At 38.7% G+C, this 18,176-nt stretch carries 18 protein-coding genes and 1 pseudogene; 1 reads left to right on the forward strand and 18 read right to left on the reverse strand.

Annotated elements, in window-relative coordinates:
• Positions 1-26: 26 nt before the first annotated feature.
• Complete coding sequence (locus tag OPU68_RS12190) at positions 27-521, forward strand: thioredoxin family protein (protein WP_498474264.1); 495 nt, start codon at positions 27-29, stop codon at positions 519-521.
• A gap of 20 nt (positions 522-541) precedes the next feature.
• Here the strand turns inward: OPU68_RS12190 and OPU68_RS12195 are convergent, their stop codons facing one another.
• The 18 genes and pseudogenes from OPU68_RS12195 to OPU68_RS12280 all read right to left on the reverse strand — a co-directional run.
• Entirely contained in the window at positions 542-1,879 is a 1,338-nt protein-coding gene (locus tag OPU68_RS12195) for a UDP-N-acetylmuramate--L-alanine ligase (protein WP_498474265.1), read from the reverse strand.
• 129 nt (positions 1,880-2,008) lie between these two features.
• Positions 2,009-2,413 (reverse strand): hypothetical protein, encoded by a 405-nt coding sequence (locus tag OPU68_RS12200; protein WP_498474266.1) that lies wholly within the window; start codon positions 2,411-2,413, stop codon positions 2,009-2,011.
• 337 nt (positions 2,414-2,750) lie between these two features.
• Positions 2,751-3,080: a helix-turn-helix domain-containing protein gene (locus tag OPU68_RS12205; protein ID WP_498474267.1), complete on the reverse strand. Its 330-nt coding sequence runs from the start codon at positions 3,078-3,080 to the stop codon at positions 2,751-2,753.
• Positions 3,059-3,478 (reverse strand): transposase, encoded by a 420-nt coding sequence (locus OPU68_RS12210; protein WP_498474411.1) that lies wholly within the window; start codon positions 3,476-3,478, stop codon positions 3,059-3,061. The genes OPU68_RS12205 and OPU68_RS12210 overlap by 22 nt, the downstream gene beginning before the upstream one ends.
• Before the next feature lie 104 nt (positions 3,479-3,582).
• The gene (locus OPU68_RS12215; RefSeq protein ID WP_498474268.1) at positions 3,583-4,023 is read right to left on the reverse strand and encodes a hypothetical protein; all 441 of its coding nucleotides are present in this window, start codon (positions 4,021-4,023) and stop codon (positions 3,583-3,585) included.
• Positions 4,020-4,373 carry a DoxX family protein gene (locus tag OPU68_RS12220; protein WP_498474269.1) on the reverse strand — a complete coding sequence of 118 codons (354 nt, stop codon included), beginning with the start codon at positions 4,371-4,373 and terminating at the stop codon, positions 4,020-4,022. Before OPU68_RS12220 ends, OPU68_RS12215 begins: the two co-directional genes overlap by 4 nt.
• Positions 4,374-4,478: 105 nt before the next feature.
• The gene (locus tag OPU68_RS12225; protein ID WP_498474270.1) at positions 4,479-5,234 is read right to left on the reverse strand and encodes an SDR family oxidoreductase; all 756 of its coding nucleotides are present in this window, start codon (positions 5,232-5,234) and stop codon (positions 4,479-4,481) included.
• A 284-nt stretch (positions 5,235-5,518) separates the two neighbouring features.
• Positions 5,519-5,731, reverse strand: a complete 213-nt coding sequence (locus tag OPU68_RS12230; protein WP_498474271.1) for a hypothetical protein — start codon at positions 5,729-5,731, stop codon at positions 5,519-5,521.
• A gap of 23 nt (positions 5,732-5,754) precedes the next feature.
• Positions 5,755-5,970: a hypothetical protein gene (locus tag OPU68_RS12235; protein ID WP_498474272.1), complete on the reverse strand. Its 216-nt coding sequence runs from the start codon at positions 5,968-5,970 to the stop codon at positions 5,755-5,757.
• 43 nt (positions 5,971-6,013) lie between these two features.
• Positions 6,014-6,556, reverse strand: coding sequence for a phage tail-like protein (locus OPU68_RS12240; RefSeq protein ID WP_498474273.1), 543 nt, complete (start codon positions 6,554-6,556; stop codon positions 6,014-6,016).
• A gap of 28 nt (positions 6,557-6,584) precedes the next feature.
• Positions 6,585-12,893: a beta strand repeat-containing protein gene (locus tag OPU68_RS12245; RefSeq protein ID WP_498474274.1), complete on the reverse strand. Its 6,309-nt coding sequence runs from the start codon at positions 12,891-12,893 to the stop codon at positions 6,585-6,587.
• Positions 12,894-12,927: 34 nt separating this feature from the next.
• A complete protein-coding gene (locus tag OPU68_RS12250) occupies positions 12,928-13,638 on the reverse strand; it encodes a hypothetical protein (protein WP_498474275.1) in 711 nt (236 codons plus the stop codon).
• 29 nt (positions 13,639-13,667) lie between these two features.
• Positions 13,668-15,041, reverse strand: a complete 1,374-nt coding sequence (locus OPU68_RS12255; RefSeq protein ID WP_498474276.1) for a phage tail-like protein — start codon at positions 15,039-15,041, stop codon at positions 13,668-13,670.
• A 437-nt stretch (positions 15,042-15,478) separates the two neighbouring features.
• Positions 15,479-16,000: a phage tail-like protein gene (locus OPU68_RS12260; RefSeq protein WP_498474277.1), complete on the reverse strand. Its 522-nt coding sequence runs from the start codon at positions 15,998-16,000 to the stop codon at positions 15,479-15,481.
• 74 nt (positions 16,001-16,074) lie between these two features.
• Positions 16,075-16,266, reverse strand: coding sequence for a hypothetical protein (locus tag OPU68_RS12265; RefSeq protein ID WP_498474278.1), 192 nt, complete (start codon positions 16,264-16,266; stop codon positions 16,075-16,077).
• 125 nt (positions 16,267-16,391) lie between these two features.
• Positions 16,392-17,222, reverse strand: a complete 831-nt coding sequence (locus tag OPU68_RS12270; RefSeq protein WP_498474279.1) for a DNA-binding domain-containing protein — start codon at positions 17,220-17,222, stop codon at positions 16,392-16,394.
• Between the two features lie 12 nt (positions 17,223-17,234).
• Positions 17,235-17,792 (reverse strand): hypothetical protein, encoded by a 558-nt coding sequence (locus OPU68_RS12275; protein ID WP_498474416.1) that lies wholly within the window; start codon positions 17,790-17,792, stop codon positions 17,235-17,237.
• A gap of 141 nt (positions 17,793-17,933) precedes the next feature.
• Positions 17,934-18,170, reverse strand: a pseudogene (locus tag OPU68_RS12280) (VWA domain-containing protein); the annotation flags it as partial.
• Positions 18,171-18,176: the final 6 nt, after the last annotated feature.

Here is an 18,176-nt window from a genome sequence, read left to right on the forward strand (position 1 = left end):
GAAATTATAGGTTAGATTAAGATTTAATGAAAGTATTAAGTTTCATATTATTAATGACATTCGGGATTTTCTGTTCTCAGGAATTGAAGAATTACAGCTTTGGAAATCTTCCCGGTAAATTAGAAAAACCGATTTTAATTTATATGAAAACCGATTGGTGTTCGATTTGTAAAATTCAGAAACATAAGATGGAGAAAGATTCGGAGTTGAAAAATTTGATGAACGAAAAAGTTTATTTTATCATTTTCAATCCTGAAAAACATAAAAAATCAATTAAATTTTTTGGAGATAATTACAATTACATTCCAAACGGAAATTCCGGGATTCACGAGTTGGCAGTTGAGCTTTCATCGAATAAAAAACCAGTTTATCCGAGTTGGATTTTACTTGATAAATATGGGAAAATTTTATTTCGAAATGAAGGATTGATTGATAATGGGATTTTGAAATTATTGATAAAAACTTCGACTCCGCTCAGTGTGAGATTAAAAAACCTTCCGAAAATTAATCCAGAAGGTTAATAATTTATATTAATAAAATTTTATTTCGTCAAATCCAGTCCTCCAAAATTACCGGAACTCATCATCACAAAAGCACCTTTGGATTTGTCCAGAGTTTTCCAATAAGCGTGAAGGTCTTCTGCATTGGTAAAGACTTTCAGATTTTCATTCTTGAATTTTTCCTTAATCAAATCCGGAGAAATCGGGTCCATTCTTTTGATTTTCAAAGCGTCTTCTGAATAGAAAACGACAGCGTTGTCCAATCCGTCCATCGCATGGTCGTATTGCTCAAGGAAAACTGGATTCAGACTTGAATAAGTATGCAATTCTAAAAATCCAAAAGTTTCAGTTTTTGAGAATTGTTCTGCAAATGCGGCAACTGTCGCTTTCACTTTGCTTGGTGCGTGCGCGAAATCTTTGTAAAGCAATCCGCCATCGGCTCTTTTGACAATTTCAAGACGTTTCGAAGCACCTTTGAAACTCATAATCGCTTCATAGAATTCCTCTTCCATAATGCCCAATTGCGAACAGATGAATCTTGCGCCTTCCATATTCAGCAAATTGTGTTTTCCAAAAACGGATAATGGAATATCGCCCATATCGGTTTTCAGATTGACGATGCCGTTTTCTATTGTGTAAGCTGGCGTTTTGTAAGGGATTTTTCTGAAATAATTTTCAGCTGACTCCACCACTTTTACCACCTCTTCATCTTCTTCATTATAAACCAAAACACCACCAGGCGTAATGCTCGCAACAAATTTTCTGAATTGGTCAATATAATCGTCAAAGGTTTTGAAAACATTAATATGGTCCCATGCAATTCCGGAAACCAATGCGATATTGGGTTGATATAATAAAAATTTAGAACGCAAATCAATTGGAGAAGACAAATATTCATCGCCTTCAAGAATCATAAAATCATTATCCTCCGTAATTTTCACCATACAATCGAAGCCTTCCAACTGGGCGCCGACCATATAATCAATATCTTTATGATGGAAATTGAGAACGTGAAGAATCATCGATGTAATCGTAGTTTTCCCGTGAGAACCACCGATGACAACTCTGGTTTTCTCTTTGGATTGTTCGTAAAGAAATTCCGGATAAGAATAAATCTTCAGACCTAGTTTTTTTGCTTTTGCAAGTTCAAGATTGTCGGCATGCGCGTGCATTCCGAGAATTACAGCATCAATATCCGAAGTCAGTTTTTCCGGAAACCAGCCCAACTCCTCGGGAAGAATTCCTTTTTTTTCCAAACGGGATTTTGAAGGTTCGAAAATAGCATCGTCTGAACCTGTGACCTGATAGCCTTTATCTTTGAGCGCAATAGCAAGATTGTGCATCGCAGAACCGCCAATAGCAATGAAATGGGTTTTCAATTCTGAATAATTTTAGACAAAAGTAAGGAAAGATGTGAGAAGTTAGAAACGAGAACTTAGATTTTTCCTTCGTTTAATTTCAGACATAAAAAAACCTGATTCGTTTTTGCAAATCAGGTCTTTTATTTTTTAAGCTACAATCTCTTTTCGTGTAAGATTGTGTTCAACTTTCAATTCCTCGCCCGTAAGCGTGTAATAGATATTCTGTAATTGATGAAGATGGGTGCATTTGATATAATTTCCAAAGAACAAAAATCCTTCAAGAATTTTATTTGAACTAAGATCAAAATCATATCTGCAAAAATTCGGAAGATCGAATCTCACTCTCGTGGAAGAACGATACACTTCCTTGAATCCCAATTTCGAAAACCATTCTGCTGTAAGGGCAATCGGTTTTAGCTTTCTTTGATCTACCGCCGTATAAGGATCGATCTTTACAAAAAGACCATTGTTTTTGTTTTCCATCCCGATTACAGGTACGATCTCATCTTCATAGATGACCAAATTGTTGAGTCTAAGTTCTGTGGCTTCCATATTTGAAAATGTTTTGTGATTATTGATAGGTATCTATCTACCTAACAAAATCGTTGCCAAAAAAGCTAAACACTTCTTCTTTGCTACTAAAAAAGCAAACTTTAACAGTTGAACAGGAAAAAAGAAAAAAATATAAAATTCTACACAAGGATATTTCTTTAAAATTAAATCTGATTTGTTCTTTTAAAATTATATGTTAATCAAAATTTACAAGTAATAATCTTTGGCAGTATTATTGATAATAAAAAAACACCATTCACTATTATATATAGTTTAAGAATAAGTAGGGGGACGCTTTGTAGGTCTCCCTATTTTATTTTTGGCTTTCAGAAAATAGTTACATGATTTTTCTCCATTTCGCAATCGTATTTCTGCTGGTCTTGAAATGATTGGCAAGCTGGATATTGTTCAGGTTGTTTTTTCTTTGATAATCTAAGATTTGTAGGATGTCAGATTGCTGATATGAGCGGAATCTATGATTGTTGGTTTTTTTTGTTTTATCTTCTTCCCCAAAAATCTTTTTATTAAGCTCCAGTATATCCATGACAGATAATTCCTTTTTTACAAGAAGATTTCTGCATTCTTCGCTCTTTTCAGGATTTTTTTTATTGATGATATCTGTATATATCCTTTTATAATCAGGTCCTAATTGTATTTTTCTATCCATTTGTACAGCGTTGTTTTTGGTATTCTGTATTCTTCTATGATCTGAGCTTTGGTTTTTTCTTTGCTGTCAATTTGTTCCAATATAAAGTCTATGACTTCCTTCGTATAAATATTTTTACGAAATCTAGGCAAGGCTGAAGTATTGATTTTCTTTTTATCAGCAGCAGCAGACACAGGCGCAAAAAGTATGAGATGCTGGGAATAGATTCTGAAAAAATCATATTCCAGTAATTTGCACCAGCGTAGGAGCAACTCAGAATCCAAGCTTTTGGACTTGTACATCAAGGCAATATCCTCTTCCGAACAAGCCAGAAAATTACAGATCCGCGCAGTTTCTATATTATTTTCCTCAACGCTTTTTTGGATAAATGAGCCAATATGGATGTCTTTAAAATTAATTCCCATTTGTGTATGTGGTTTTGTTTATTTCTGGGCAATCAATAATGTTTGAATGGTCTAAAGATCAATTCAAACTAATTAAGAACAATAACTAACGTGATTATTTAATTCGCCTGTCCAATATCTAAACGGTCAAATTTCCCTTCACCATTCTGATGGAATTTAAAAAAGACCCTGAATGTTCCCCATTGTCCCGCTTTAAAATTTCCGTAAATATCTTTTCCGTCGTTTTCTACCTTATCTATTGTAAGAAATTTTTCATTTCCGAGTGCTTTTGCAAAAAAGTTTTTGAAGTCAACTTTATTCCCGTCATCTGTCATCACAGGATTTTCTGTAAAATAAAAATACCAGCTTTTGTCGCCATTTTGCAATGCTTCCATTGCTTGTTTCACTGTTGTGTTTGTTATTATTGATAAGTCCATTATTTGTTCTTTTTTAGATTGTTTTTCTGTTTTTTCTTGTTTTTCTGTAGATGTATTTTGCTGTTGACCGCAAGCTGCCAATGAGAGAAAAAGCGGCAGCATGATTATTGGAAAATTCTTCATACACTAGTTTTTAAGGGATACTGAAGATATATAATTACAAGATTGAGCAGCAAAAACGGCATTTCAACAAGAACGCCTTTTAAATCTCTATCTAAAAGATGGAAACATATAATCATCAGAATACCAGCAGCCATAAGAAAATTTCCCCATAAAAATGTTTTCGGATGAAGAATTAAAAGTGCAGAAATCATTGTTACGGCTCCATTAATCATCAGTGCAGTTTTTGAAAAGCCCCATTTTCCGAACATTTCCATCATTTCCGGCTTGCCCGAAAACATAGCGTAACCTTGTTTGAAACCCATAAACAATGTAACAAGTATCAGTATTGAATTAATAATTTTTACTATCATCTCATTGTATTTTTTTATTAATTATTCATATTGAAAAAAGTATAAATGCTGAAAGGAGCTATCCAATTCAGCATTTACAAATTAAAAATAAGATTGACTAAAAGACTATCTCGTAGTATAACCTCCGTTTGCAAAAATTGTTTGTCCGGTAATCCACCAACCATCTGTCACCAAAAACTCTACTAATGGAGCAATGTCTTTGATATCTGTCAAGCCGCCCAGTGCCGCTGCAGACTTGTGATAAGCAACTGCATCATCAGCTTCCTGCCCATAGAAGAAAGGCGTATCCATAGGACCAGGCGCTACTGCTGTTACAGAAATACCTCTTCCTCCAAATTCTTTTGAAGCAGCTCTTGTGAAATGCTCTACCGGTGCTTTCATACCTGCATAGGTAGAATATAATCCTGTGTAAGCAGCCAAAAGTGAAGTTACGATCGTACAGATTTTACCTCCGTCATTTACTTTTTTACCAGCTTCCTGAAGGAAGAAATAAGCTACTTTTGAATTAACATCAGACATAATATCATACTCTGCTTCTGTAGTTTCTGTGAATGGTTTTTTCAATACCATACCTACTGTGTTGATTGCAATGTCGATACCACCGAATTTTGATTTTGTCTCATCAAAAAATCTGGAGATATTTTCAACATTTGTCAAATCTCCCTGGAATAAAAAAGCCTCAGCACCCAATGCCTGTACATCTGCCAAAGTTTTCTCACTTTCCGCTCTTGAACTTTCGCTATTGTAGTGGATAGCCAATTTTGCTCCTTTTGCTGCAAAGTCTCTACTTAATAATCCACCAAGGTTTTTACCACCTCCGGCAATTAAAACCACTTTTCCATTTACATCGTGTTTTGTCATAATAATTTTTTTATTTAGTGATGCAAATATGTAGATTGAATATTATACTACCAACCAAAGTAGTTTGTTTCGTGAGAGGAATTCCGGAATTTATTTGGTTAAAAATATATGGTAATTATCTGGTTTATATTATTTTAATAAACTTTTTAGAATTTTTTATAACACAATAAGCATTGTTTCATAAAATTATCTTTTGTAAATTATTTTTTATTCTATTTTGCCGTTTTTAAGTAAAGTCTTTTGGATTTATCCTTAGATATATTTAAATTATTTAATTGAAAACTTTACAATCCATTAAACCTAAATTCATTTTTGATACGGATATCAATAACCACATCATTTTTGAAGATTATATTTAAAAATGTTTTTCTTCCGTACCAAGTTGTTTTCAGAAGATATGTCCATATATCATAAGCATAATAGTTGAACTCTTGCCCCAGCCTTTCTTTGATTTTACATTTTTCCATTCCTTTAAGGTGTTGGTATTGCTTTTCCATTTCCGTATGTTTAAAAAATTATATTAAAATATTCCGATGTAATAATCTCTCAATAGTCCCTTGTGAAAGTATAAGTGAAGTTTTTTTGAGAACATTCCAAAAAAGTATGTTTCTAGTATGTAGATTCTCTCATCACTTTTTTTAAAATCGGCTCGTCTGCCAAGAAATCTTTGAGTTTCGTGCTGTGATTTGCCAATCATTTTCTCTTCTAATATTTTATCAAGCATATCAGAGTCCATAACATTTTGATTTTTAAGAGGTTAATATTTATATTTTATGCAATTAGGGTTTCCAAAACGTCCAGACTGTTCCGTTATAGACAGCCAATTGTTTTTTTTCTGAATCATAAACCATCATTCCTGGTGCAGGATCAATAATATTAAGGTGCGGACTTACAACTTTGGGGAGTATCATAGCCTTGTTGTTATCAGAAAGAACCAGGATGCCGTTGGCTGTATCCGTAGTTGTACCAATTATTACCTTGGCATCCGTAAGCTCGGTTTTGGATTGCTGGATATCCGGTCCTGTTTTCCCGGAGTTATCTATCGTTAAGTCAAACCAGTTTCCGCCTTTCAAATATTTCAATTTGTAATCGATTGTATCAAAGATGATGGTTCCGTTCTCGGTTACGCCGTCTTTGTTTTCTACGTAAGGCATTACGATTCCTTTCTTTTCAGAATCGGAGAACTCCAGTGATACAGAATTATTTGTAACGCTGGTTTTCCCGATTGCTACTTGAGATTTTATAACAATTGTCATAAGTATCAATGTAGCTGATAAACTTTTTTTCACTTTGTTGTTTTTAGAATATTTCGTTTCCATCATTTTTTTTGTTGATTTTTATAAGGTTTTATTACAAATCCGGACATGTCTGAACAGAGATGCAATACCAGTTGAAAGTGTTTCCGTTATCTTGTGAGGTATAAATTTTCAGGCAGTTATCGGTTATGTCATAGACAGCCATTCCCTCTACAAATTCTGTTGAGTTTATGCCGATAGGGACATCCGGCGTAGCAGCATTATTATCAGCATCGGAAAAAGCAACACGATTCAGGACAAATCCTTTTGTTTTGGATTCCAAAGCGATCCAACCTCCTTTTCTTACCATTGGCCAGTTATCTGCATTCACACCGGCTCTGGCAAGAGACGTGATGCCTACTTGGGTATCCAGTATAGCTCCTCCTGTTGTTGCCCCAGGTTTATAACAAGCACAGCTGCCTCCTCCGGTAATTATAATTGGATCTGCAATATAAATACAACTATTAGCCTGAGTATATGCAACGGTGTAGGATCCAAGGGCACTAGCAGTGTAGGTTTGTGATGTAGCTCCTGGGATAAGTACATTATCTTTATACCATTGGATTCCTGTTGATAAAGATGAAGTAAGTTCAACTGATATCGGTATGATAGTACACACTGCAAGCGTTCCGTTTGTTGCGGCCGGATCAGATGTTATGACCGGATTCTGAACTCCGAAAGCTTCCTGAAGACTTGTCATTCCATAGATTTGTCCGGATGCTGGAGCGTTCAAAACATTAGCTGAAAAAGTCATCGACCCTGGTGAAAAAATTAGCCTTCTGACTGTATTGTCTGTAAATCCACCATATAAATCCCCTCCGCTTTGTGCCATTCCAAACATGTATTCTGAAAGGCCAGAAGTGTCTGGATATATGTTTTGGATACTTGTTGCATTATAAGATGGGTCTAATGCCAGTTCATACATATAGTTCTCTAGTGAGCTATTAAGCATTGCTGCATAGATTTTGCCCTCGAATAAGATGAAATCCCCACCCGAGATGGAGGCATTTGGATCCGTAATTGTATACCAGTTGCTGACTGTATAATTATTGCCAGATAATGTTATTCTTTGGATTGTAGTATTGAAATTATTTCCTAACAAGGCTGTACCATCTGGTAAGAAGGAGAGAGAATTGCTTCCTGCTGCTAGCTCTATGCCGCCTGTATTCGTAAGTTTAGTAAAGGTGCAATTGGAGGTGTTGAATCTGTAGAAATATGATTTTCCTTCGGAGAAATTATAATTTACGCTATATAAAATCCCGCTGGTATTAAATCCGATATCAAACACACCTTCTCCTATTGTATAGAAATTATTACAAACCAAAGTAGACACTCCGGTATTAACATCTGCGGCGTATAATTTATCATCATCGGTATGATACCAAACTACAGGATCGCACGCTGTAATTATCTTCATATCTGTATCTGTTGCAGTATTATTAGCTAAATTGTTATCAGATGTTGCAGAGGATGGAGTTATAGTCGCTGTATTGCTTAGACTGCCTGTAAAATTAAGAGGCACAGATACTGTTACTGTATAGGTGACGGTACCACCTATAGGTAATGATACATAATCATTGATAGCTCCTGTCATCGTTCCGGTAACTGTAGTTGTGCTTCCGCTGGATACAACTGCAGTATATGTCATATTGGCATTTGGAATACCTGTTGGAACACTATCGGTTACATGAGCATTTTGCGCACCGAATATCCCATTATTACCCACAACTATAGTGTAAACAGTATTAGATCCCGGGGTATAAAATTGTGTATTATCTGTTTTGGTAACATACAAATCAGCATCAAACGTAATAGGCATAGTTACACAGTGTGCCCCATCATTTGTACCACTTGCAGGAGAATCAGATATCTTGATCTTTACACCGGTAGCAACATCAATTTGGTAGAGACCACCATTATTGTCTGCTCCAAAAATACCGGATGGACTTCCAAACATAGCACCAAAAGTCATAGGACCTGTTGTGGTTCCAATAAAAGTTACAAGACCTGTAGTTGTATTGATTGAAAGAAATCTGCCATCTATATTGACAGAGTAAAGTTTTCCGTCATTAATGTTGTAAGCAAGATCTGATATTTGTAATCCTTGTGACAAGGTAATTGTTGTAGCCGTTTTGGTTGCAATGTTAATTTTATACATTGTTGTTACACCAGATCCCGCCGGAGTTACATAATAATTTCCCTGATCATCTATCTCGCCTGTATTGTAAGAAAATGTTGTACCTGCCGGCATTCCTGTAATATCTCCTAATTCTACAAAAGTTCCATTGCTATTAATACCTATTAATGTTCGGGATGCGTTTTTCATACCATACATTTCACCATTAATGGGACTGATGGCGATAGCATTGTACTGTATTCCTGAGGCAGATCCAATTGGTGGATAGGTGATAGGATTGGTAGATCTATCAAAAAGAAATAATTGGGTATTAGCATTTTGCGACAAATACATATTCACACTACAGGTTACAGGACTACATCCAAGCGACACATTTTGCGATTCGCCAATACCCTGACCTTCATCTCCGCCAATATCCGCTGCTCCTCCTGAGTTCACAATACTAGGAACACCATTAGAATTTACGCAGCTGCTAGTGTTGCATAGGTTTTGGTTGAGTGCTGGGGATCCTGTTCCTGAAGTAAGCCCTGGAGCAGCTGTTACTAATTGTCCAACAGTCACATTTTCATCTCCCTCTACAGCATCAAGACAACCATCGTTATCGGAATCGAGGTCATACCTGTTCCATGTACCATCCCCATCCGTATCTACATCCACACAGCCATTCATGAGAATAAGGCCATTATTAGATCCGCCACTTTGCATAGTCAGTTGCTCGTATTCTATTCTGGAAATTCCTATTGTTTTTGGAAATGTCATTCTTACAGCAGACTGAACAGTGGTACTTGACACAGCAGTACCTACCACATTAATACTCTGACCTGCCGGATAATTCACACTGCCTATCTGGTTACCAATGAAAACCACATATTGCTGAACAACAGATCCGGGAATCAGGTTATTGGATTCATCATATAATCTCAAAGTTGCAGTTTCAGAACCGTCGACATCATCCAAAGCAGTGTCTAGACTATAAACAGGGCGGTTGAATGTAATACTATTCACCGGGCTGCCTGTATTGGTCTGTGCAGCAACTGCTGTAACATTTGTGTATCCGAATAAATTTGCCACATACGTATAAGCAGCAGTTTGTACCGTAGATATTCTAAAAGTAGCATTAAATAATGGAATCCCTGTTCCTGAATAAGAGCTGACCGCACCCGCCGGAGTTGGCTGTACAGCGTTAAGAGTTACACAGGTCATCTCATTCGCATCTAATATTCCATCATTATCATCATCAAGATCCAGGTAATCCGCTACTCCGTCATTGTCTGAATCTAAAATGCAATTGACAATCACTTCTGATGTTGCAGATCTTACAACACACCCGCCAACAGTTACCTGAACAAAATAATATAGTGTTCCCAAATTAGCAGTAGGCGGTGTATAGGAAGATGCCGTAGCTCCAGTGATAAGTGTACCTCCCACATTTGTATTGGTTGTATTATAATACCATTGATATGCCGTAGCAGGCGTAGTCGTCACCACGCTAATAGTGGATGCCATTGTAAACTGACAGACTGTTTGGGAAGTAATTGGCTGAGAAGTGATTCCGTTAACAGTGACACCTCTTACGTTTGATGAGGTACTACACCCTGTGGTCGTATTGGTGATGACAGCATAGTAATAGGTAGTTCCTGATGTCGTAGAAGGCGGCGTATAAGTTCCTGATGTAGCGCCTGATATAACGGTTCCTCCTGTATTGCTGTTAGCTGTATTGCTATACCATTGATATGTGTTACCCGCTGCCGCAGCAACTGTAAGTGCCGTAACCGTTCCATTCAAACAAACAGTTTGAGTCCCTGCAGCAAGGTTGGTTGTAAAAGCAGGATTAGCATTCACTGTGATAGGTGTTCGCGGTGAAGATGACACTGAACAAGTGCCGTTTGAAACTGTTACAAAATAATACCTTGTTGCAAATGTAGCCGTCGTCGGAATTGTATAGCTGGCAGATGTTGCTCCGCTTACCGCCGTTATGGTTCCGCCTGTAGCTGCTGTACTGTAAGACCACTGGTAAGTACTTGCTCCTGTAGCAGCAACACTAAGAGTTGGTGCAGAACCATTTAAACATAGGTTCTGCGCAGCACTGGCAGGCTGTGTAGTAATCGCAAGTTCAGGAAGTACGATCACACCTCTCACATTTGATGGTGTGCTACACCCTGTGGTTGTATTGGTAATGACAGCATAGTAATAGGTAGTTCCCGCTGTTGTAGAAGGTGGCGTATAGGTTCCTGATGTAGCGCCTGATATAACAGTTCCTCCTGTATTGCTGTTAGTTGTATTGCTGTACCATTGATATGTGTTACCCGCTGCTGCTGCAACTGTAAGTGCTGTAACCGTTCCATTCAAACAAACAGTTTGAGTCCCTGCAGCAAGGTTGGTTGTAAAAGCAGGATTAGCATTCACTGTGATAGGTGTTCGCGGTGAAGATGACACTGAACAAGTGCCGTTTGAAACTGTTACAAAATAATACCTTGTTGCAAATGTAGCCGTCGTCGGAATTGTATAGCTGGCAGATGTTGCTCCGCTTACCGCCGTTATGGTTCCGCCTGTAGCTGCTGTACTGTAAGACCACTGGTAAGTACTTGCTCCTGTAGCAGCAACACTAAGAGTTGGTGCAGAACCATTTAAACATAGGTTCTGCGCAGCACTGGCAGGCTGTGTAGTAATCGCAAGTTCAGGAAGTACGATCACACCTCTCACATTTGATGGTGTGCTACACCCTGTGGTTGTATTGGTAATGACAGCATAGTAATAGGTAGTTCCCGCTGTTGTAGAAGGTGGCGTATAGGTTCCTGATGTAGCGCCTGATATAACAGTTCCTCCTGTATTGCTGTTAGTTGTATTGCTGTACCATTGATATGTGTTACCCGCTGCTGCTGCAACTGTAAGTGCTGTAACCGTTCCATTCAAACAAACAGTTTGAGTCCCTGCAGTAAGGTTGGTTGTAAAAGCAGGATTAGCATTCACTGTGACAGGGCTTCTGGGATATGAGCTATATGTACCACAAGAGGTTTCTACTGTTACGAAATAATATCTTGTTGCAAATGTAGCTGTAGTTGGCGGTGTATAACTTGCGGATGTTGCTCCGGTTACAGTGGTAATGGTTCCGCCGTTTGCAGCATCGCTGTAATACCACTGATAAGATGTTGCGCCGGTAGCCGTAACAGAAATTGGAGTTGCTGATCCTCCTAAACATAGATTTTGGGCAGTAGTGCTTGGTGGTGTGGTAATGCAGTTGCCGGAAGTACTTGCAAATGAAAAGCCGAGAGTAGCAGTATCCCCAGAGTCTATTGCGGTATTAGATGTTGCCCAGGATGTCGATGCTGCACTGGATCCATCTCCCCGGATATACACCCTAATGGTTAATGTAGCAATACCTGTTCCGTTGATCATTACAGATCCGCTTCCTGAGTTATTAGTTCCGGTTGCCGCCATTGCTGTAGCAGTATTGTTGATTTTGGTACCGGTAACTCCAAAGGCATTGGAACCGGACAGTCTTGTCAGTGTAACAGAAGTATTAGATGAAATAACATCATACTCCTGAGAAAACCCAAATGTGCTAACCGTTCCTCCCATACCGGCGATATGCAGGATAGGATTGTTAACCGGCTGGCTGAAAGTTACAACAAGGTCACTCATCCAATGTTGAGTTACACTAGTAGCTGCGCCGGAAACACGCAATGGCGTTGTATTTGCATTTAGCACGACTCCAAAGTTACTGGTGGTATTTATTCCCGTGCCAGTAGAGGCGCCATTGGAAGTATACCAAGCCGCGGACGGAGCTCCGTAAGTGTCTAAGCTTTGAAATACCGATGTGCCACCTGTAGTCGTATAGCCAAAATTAACAGGACGATTTGTGGATATGGGTGCAAATGTAAATTGCTGATTAGTCAATTGATAGCTTGCTGTAACTGCCGGAGTATAGGTCTGGAAAGTATTTCCTGACGGATTATCATTATTATATCGGAATCTGATATTTGTCGTCTGAGCAGGACCATTTGTTGCCGTTGGATTACCATCTCCTGAAGTAAATTCTAATGATTGTGCCTGAGCAGCTCCCCAAAAACCTAGAATCCCGAAAAAGAGCACGCATAAATGATATTTAATGGTAAAGGTTTTGGACTGATTACCCATAAAAAACTCTGTCCCATTTTGCACCAGACCACAACCAAGTTGTATTAGGCTTGATATTATTTGTAATAGTGAAAAATAAATTTTAGACATAGTTTTAATTTTAATAATATTTAATCTCAGAAGGTTATTTAAGATATTCTAAAGTGTAATCGTATGTACCAGCCGGATAAGTAGCTGATATCCCGGGCGACCCAGTGACAGCTGCGCCAGTAGCTTTGTCATAAGAATACAGACTGTTGGCATAGGCTACCCCATCTTTATAAATTGTAATTCTATAGATACTCGATATTCCCGGCGGATGAGCCAACGTAATGGCCGTGCTTCCTGTGGTCACTGTAAACTGTCCTTTTACTGCATAGATCTGCGAACTGATAAGGATCGTATTGGTAACAGTCTCGGTAGTTCCTACAAAGACCCTTGGGTCACCTATAGGTCGCCAGCGGCCTCCTGTAACATTCTGGCTGTTATAGCCAGTGGGATTATAGAAATAGTAATAGCCTGGGAATACTTCGGTTGCAGTAGAAGACCTTTGACCTGTGACCAGCGTAGTGCCTGTAGACCTGTTGTAAACTATCATCCCATCAAAATAAGTTGGGAATGTAGCACCATCAGCCAGTGTAAGATCGAATTCGAAATTGATAAGATCCACACTTGGGATCACAATCCCTTTTCCTGAATATGGAAGTGCCCCAGCCTCAACACTGAAATTGGTGCTGCCATCCAGAAATACATTAGAATTCCCAATATTAGGAGCAATAGGCATATTAGAGAGCAATTGCGCTCTTAGTAATATGATTCCTGCTAATATTGTAATGAAGTAGAGTATTTTTTTCATGATTGTATTATTAAAAATTAAACATGAAGCTATAAACCGATCGACGTCCATACAGACCCTGTCCATACGAGGGTTCGGCCTCGCAAAGCATTGTTGCCCACCTGGCCAAGTATTGTAGTTGTTCCCACAAGAGTGTTAGCGGCTCCGGATGAGTTGTTATTAAATACAAGTATAGTTCTGCCTGCATCTGCTGCAGTTAAGTTAGGGAACGTAATAGTTGATCCTCCTGATGCTACGTTTGTAACGATGAGATAATCTGTTGCATCGATAGAGTAGCCGCCTGTTATAGTTTTTACATTACCGCGGATATTCTGATAAAAAGGAGGACCATCTACATAGCCCAATACACCATTGGCATCGGCAACAACTGTTTTGGTAGCTGTAAAAGTCTGGTTCTGGGAAGCAGATGCACCTCCTGTGGAAGTCGTATTAATAGCATTTGCAGCACCATTAGCCGGCAGATTTCTTATTCTTGCAATGCCAGCGAGATCTAATTTTTCTGTAGGAACCTGTGTATTAATTCCCATGCTTCCCGGCGCAGTGATTCTTATTTTTTCTGAACCAAAAGCATTTCCTCCCATACTTGTTGTAAAAATGATAGGAGTGGGATTTGTAGTTTGATCGCTCCCTATCTCTAATGCCGTAGATTCTTCACCTGCATAAATATATGCGGGCTGTTCCGGGTAGATGGCAAAATCAAGCCTAGAAGTTATACCATTAGAATTATTATCAAGAGCGATTAAAGCGATATTAGCATTTTTATTTGTGCTGGTTCCAGACTGGAAAAGAACTCCTTGAGGAGACCAATATGTTCTTTGTTGAGATCCCAAAAATGATAGTTGAAATCCATTAAGCGTTAATGCCCGAGCGCCTATAAGGCTGCCGTTTGTATTGTATATGTTAACCGCAGCAGAAGGCAGCCACTGTGTCCCGTTCCATGTCATAAGATCCCCTATAGTAGTTCCGCTGGTAAGCCCAAGTGTATAGGGACTTACCGCAGTTCCTGACCCTGCTCTCTCCAGCCCGCCATTGGTGGTGGCAGCTGTTACCTCGTTTCCGATAATACCGTCTTGTTCGGCACCAAATCCCGAACCCGCTGCTATCCATTTGGTACCATTAAAGTAAAAATATCCTGTAGAAGTTACATCTATAGTCTGTCCGGCAGGCGATGTGTCGGCAGCGGTTACATAGACCATTGCTCCGGTCTGTGTAGCTGTGTAGGTCTTGGCTCTCAGTTGTGCACCTGTCAGCCGTGGTGGTATGATCCCATCCAGTACTGTATTATCTGTTGGTTTGCCTGTAACATCCAGGGTCGCTTGAGGGGTTTCCGTATTGATTCCCACTTGAGCCTGTGGAAAAAATCCGGTAAATAGTATGAAATTTACCAATATTATATTTTTCATCATCAAAAAGTCTAGGATTGCTTTAAAAATCATAGCCATTCCAAATTTCCGGACGTTACCGTTGCCGTTACAATCACGAATCGAAAGAATCATATTAAATAATCATAAATCGTTGCGAATTCTTTAGCAATTTACCACCATAGATATAAGATTATTAACCAACCATGTAAGATATTCCGAAAAACACACTACACATAAACACAATAAAAATCTTTGTTTAATTATAAATAATCAACAATAATTTATTTCTATTAAATATTTTATCAAAAAACAACTATAATATTACCAATACATTCAAAATAATTTATTATGTTATAGATATATCACCCTTAAAGACAGTACTGCTACAGGCATCAAAAAAAAGCAATGGTATCAGGAGATACCATTGCCTTGATGCAATTATTATTTAATGATGCGAAAGAGAAGTAATTCTGTAATTATGGCTTCCAAAAAGACCATACTGTACCGTTGTAAACGGCAAGTTGGCGTTTTGTGGTATCATACACCATCATTCCCGGTGCAGGATTTATAATATTAAGATGCGGACTTGCCACTCTCGGCAGTATCATAGCTTTGTCAGTATCCGTAAGAACAAGAATCCCATTGGTAGAATCAGCATCGCTGTTGGCCCCTATTCCTGTTTTGGCAGTGGCTAGTTCGGTTTTTTCCTTTTGAATGCTAAGATCTGCCTGTCCGGTAGTATCTACAGAGAGGTCAAACCAGCTGTTATCTTTTAGGTATTTTACTTTATGATCAGAATTATCATAGATTACAGATCCATTCTCTGTGATGGAGGATTTGTCCTCTATATATGGCAGTATGATGCCCTTATTCTCAGCATCTGTAAACTCAAGGGAAACTGAGGCGTTGGTGACTGAGGTTTTTCCTATGGCTACCTGAGATTTCGCTGTTGCAAGAGTTGTAAGTACAAATAAAGTACTCGAAATCATATTTTTCATTGTTTGGGTGTATTTGTGTTTTGTAAGCCTCGAACTGCTTATGAATATTAGGAAAGCTATTTATATTGTAGAATTCATGCGCCTATGTAGTAATCCCTCAAATACTCATTATCAAAGAATAAATAGAGTCTTTTTTTGTAAAGGCCAAAGAAAGATGTTTGCATCAGATAAACTATTTCGTTATTAGAATTGTTTTCTGGTTTCCCGAGCCTGCAGATAACAAATTCCCGATCGGCTCCTATTAATTTTTCTATTGTATTTTCCATTGAGATATTTGTATTTAGAGTATTATATGATCTCGTCCTCGGTATTCATCTTACCTCGAGCGGGTTAAGGTGAATACCTCGAGCGAGGTAAGCACCTTACCAAGTGGCTGGCAAGGGTATTACTATTAGATGACAGTTAATAATTTATCAAATACTGCAGTACGTGGCTCTTTTAGCATATTAGCGCCAGCATATTGCGTCACTACTTCCAACCTGTAAGTTCCTGCCGGAATTGCGGGGATGATGACAATGAGTTCCGACGGATTGTTGATTACCACATCGCTTGCCTCTACCGCTGTGCGGACTTCCGTTGTTGTATTGACGAAGTAGATGCCGTTGGCAGGATTGTCTCCTGCTACTTTTATTTTGTTCCCTGCAATTTTCAGGTTACGCCCCGGTGTCAGAAGATCATTCACAGTACCGCTTTTCACATCCGTTACCTGTAGGATCACAGACGACGCATCTGCAACACCCAGAATACTGATCTCAATATTCGGGATCTCTGCTCTCAGCTTCTCCCCCTGGTTGAACTGGAACAGGATGCTGTGCTTCTGGCTGTTGAAGGTCTCTGTGGGGCTGTCAAATACCCCGCGGATCTGTGTACCAGCCGTAAAATAACCAGTGTTAACTGAATAACCGTCGCACAATTGGTAAGCCATCTCTTTCAGGAACAGATCTGTGGCATGCTCCATAGAAGCGGCGGTTACATCTGCACCACCACGGCTGACTGCTGCTTCGCAGATCTGTTTTACATTGAGCGAGCGCTCGCTTACTGTGCGGGCGATGAAATCATTAGGATTGTCTTTCGTTAAAAGGTTATCGTAAAGATAAGCTTTGATTTTGTGTAAGATGGGCATATTGGTGTTTTTTTTATTATTATTAATATTTTTGAGATCCTTCGGCAGGCTCAGGATGACAGCAGTAAGCTCGCATTGTCTTGGAGACGGAGGAAGCATCTCTGCTTCTTTTTAATTGGTATTGGCGTTAATAACTGGAGGTGTGGATCCAGCGGCACACGTACTACTGCAGACTTGATTTTGAACTGAAGCCAGCTCTGCTGGAGATATAGAAAAATTATTTGTCGGAATGAACTTTCTAGGTGTTGTACCATTTCCTTCCGGATCTTCGGAATTGGAATAGACGGTCCCGGTGTAAGTACCTCCTACAGAAGCTATCGCTGCAGCAACTTCTACAGCAGTAGCTTCTGGACTAACACCATCTGCTGCTCCAGGTACTCTTAAAACAACAACAGCTGCACTATTGCTGATTTTAAGCTGATTATAAAAAGGAAACATTCCAGCATAAGAATTTGTCAGTGAATTCGCTAGACCTCTGTCAGGATAACTTGATGAAGTTCCTATTCTGACGGGGGCATCTGTGAAATAAAAAACAATTAACTTATTACTGCCGTTACGTGTAAGTGTTTTCTGGGTACTTAGTATACCTCCATAGCTAGGTATAGCAGTGTTATCCAATGCTGTTTTAAGGACACCTGCAGACTCGTGCATATATGTGCCTGCCCCCATAGCTGTTCCATTAGTACAAGTTTGCCCAGTAGCGGCACATCCTCTTCTGGAAAAATTTTTTGCACTAGTTGCATTGTTTGTAAAGTTAGACTCTATAAAGAGATTGGATCTAATTCCGGATTCTGGTATAGTAAAAGTATTGGTATTGAGACCTGAGAAATGTACTACAGCAACCCTGTTGCTAGAATTACAGTTTAAAATATTATCTATGATTGAGTTGACAGAATTGGTCATATCTGTCCATTTGGCATTATCAATAGAGCCACTATTGTCTAGCATAAGCACAATATCTGCGCCCTGAGCTTTGATATTGTAAGTTATTAATGCAAAACAGGTTATAACCACTGTTTTCATCATTTTTGAAAAATTATATTTCATAGTATT

This window comes from Chryseobacterium sp. TB1-D10, from assembly GCF_059803555.1.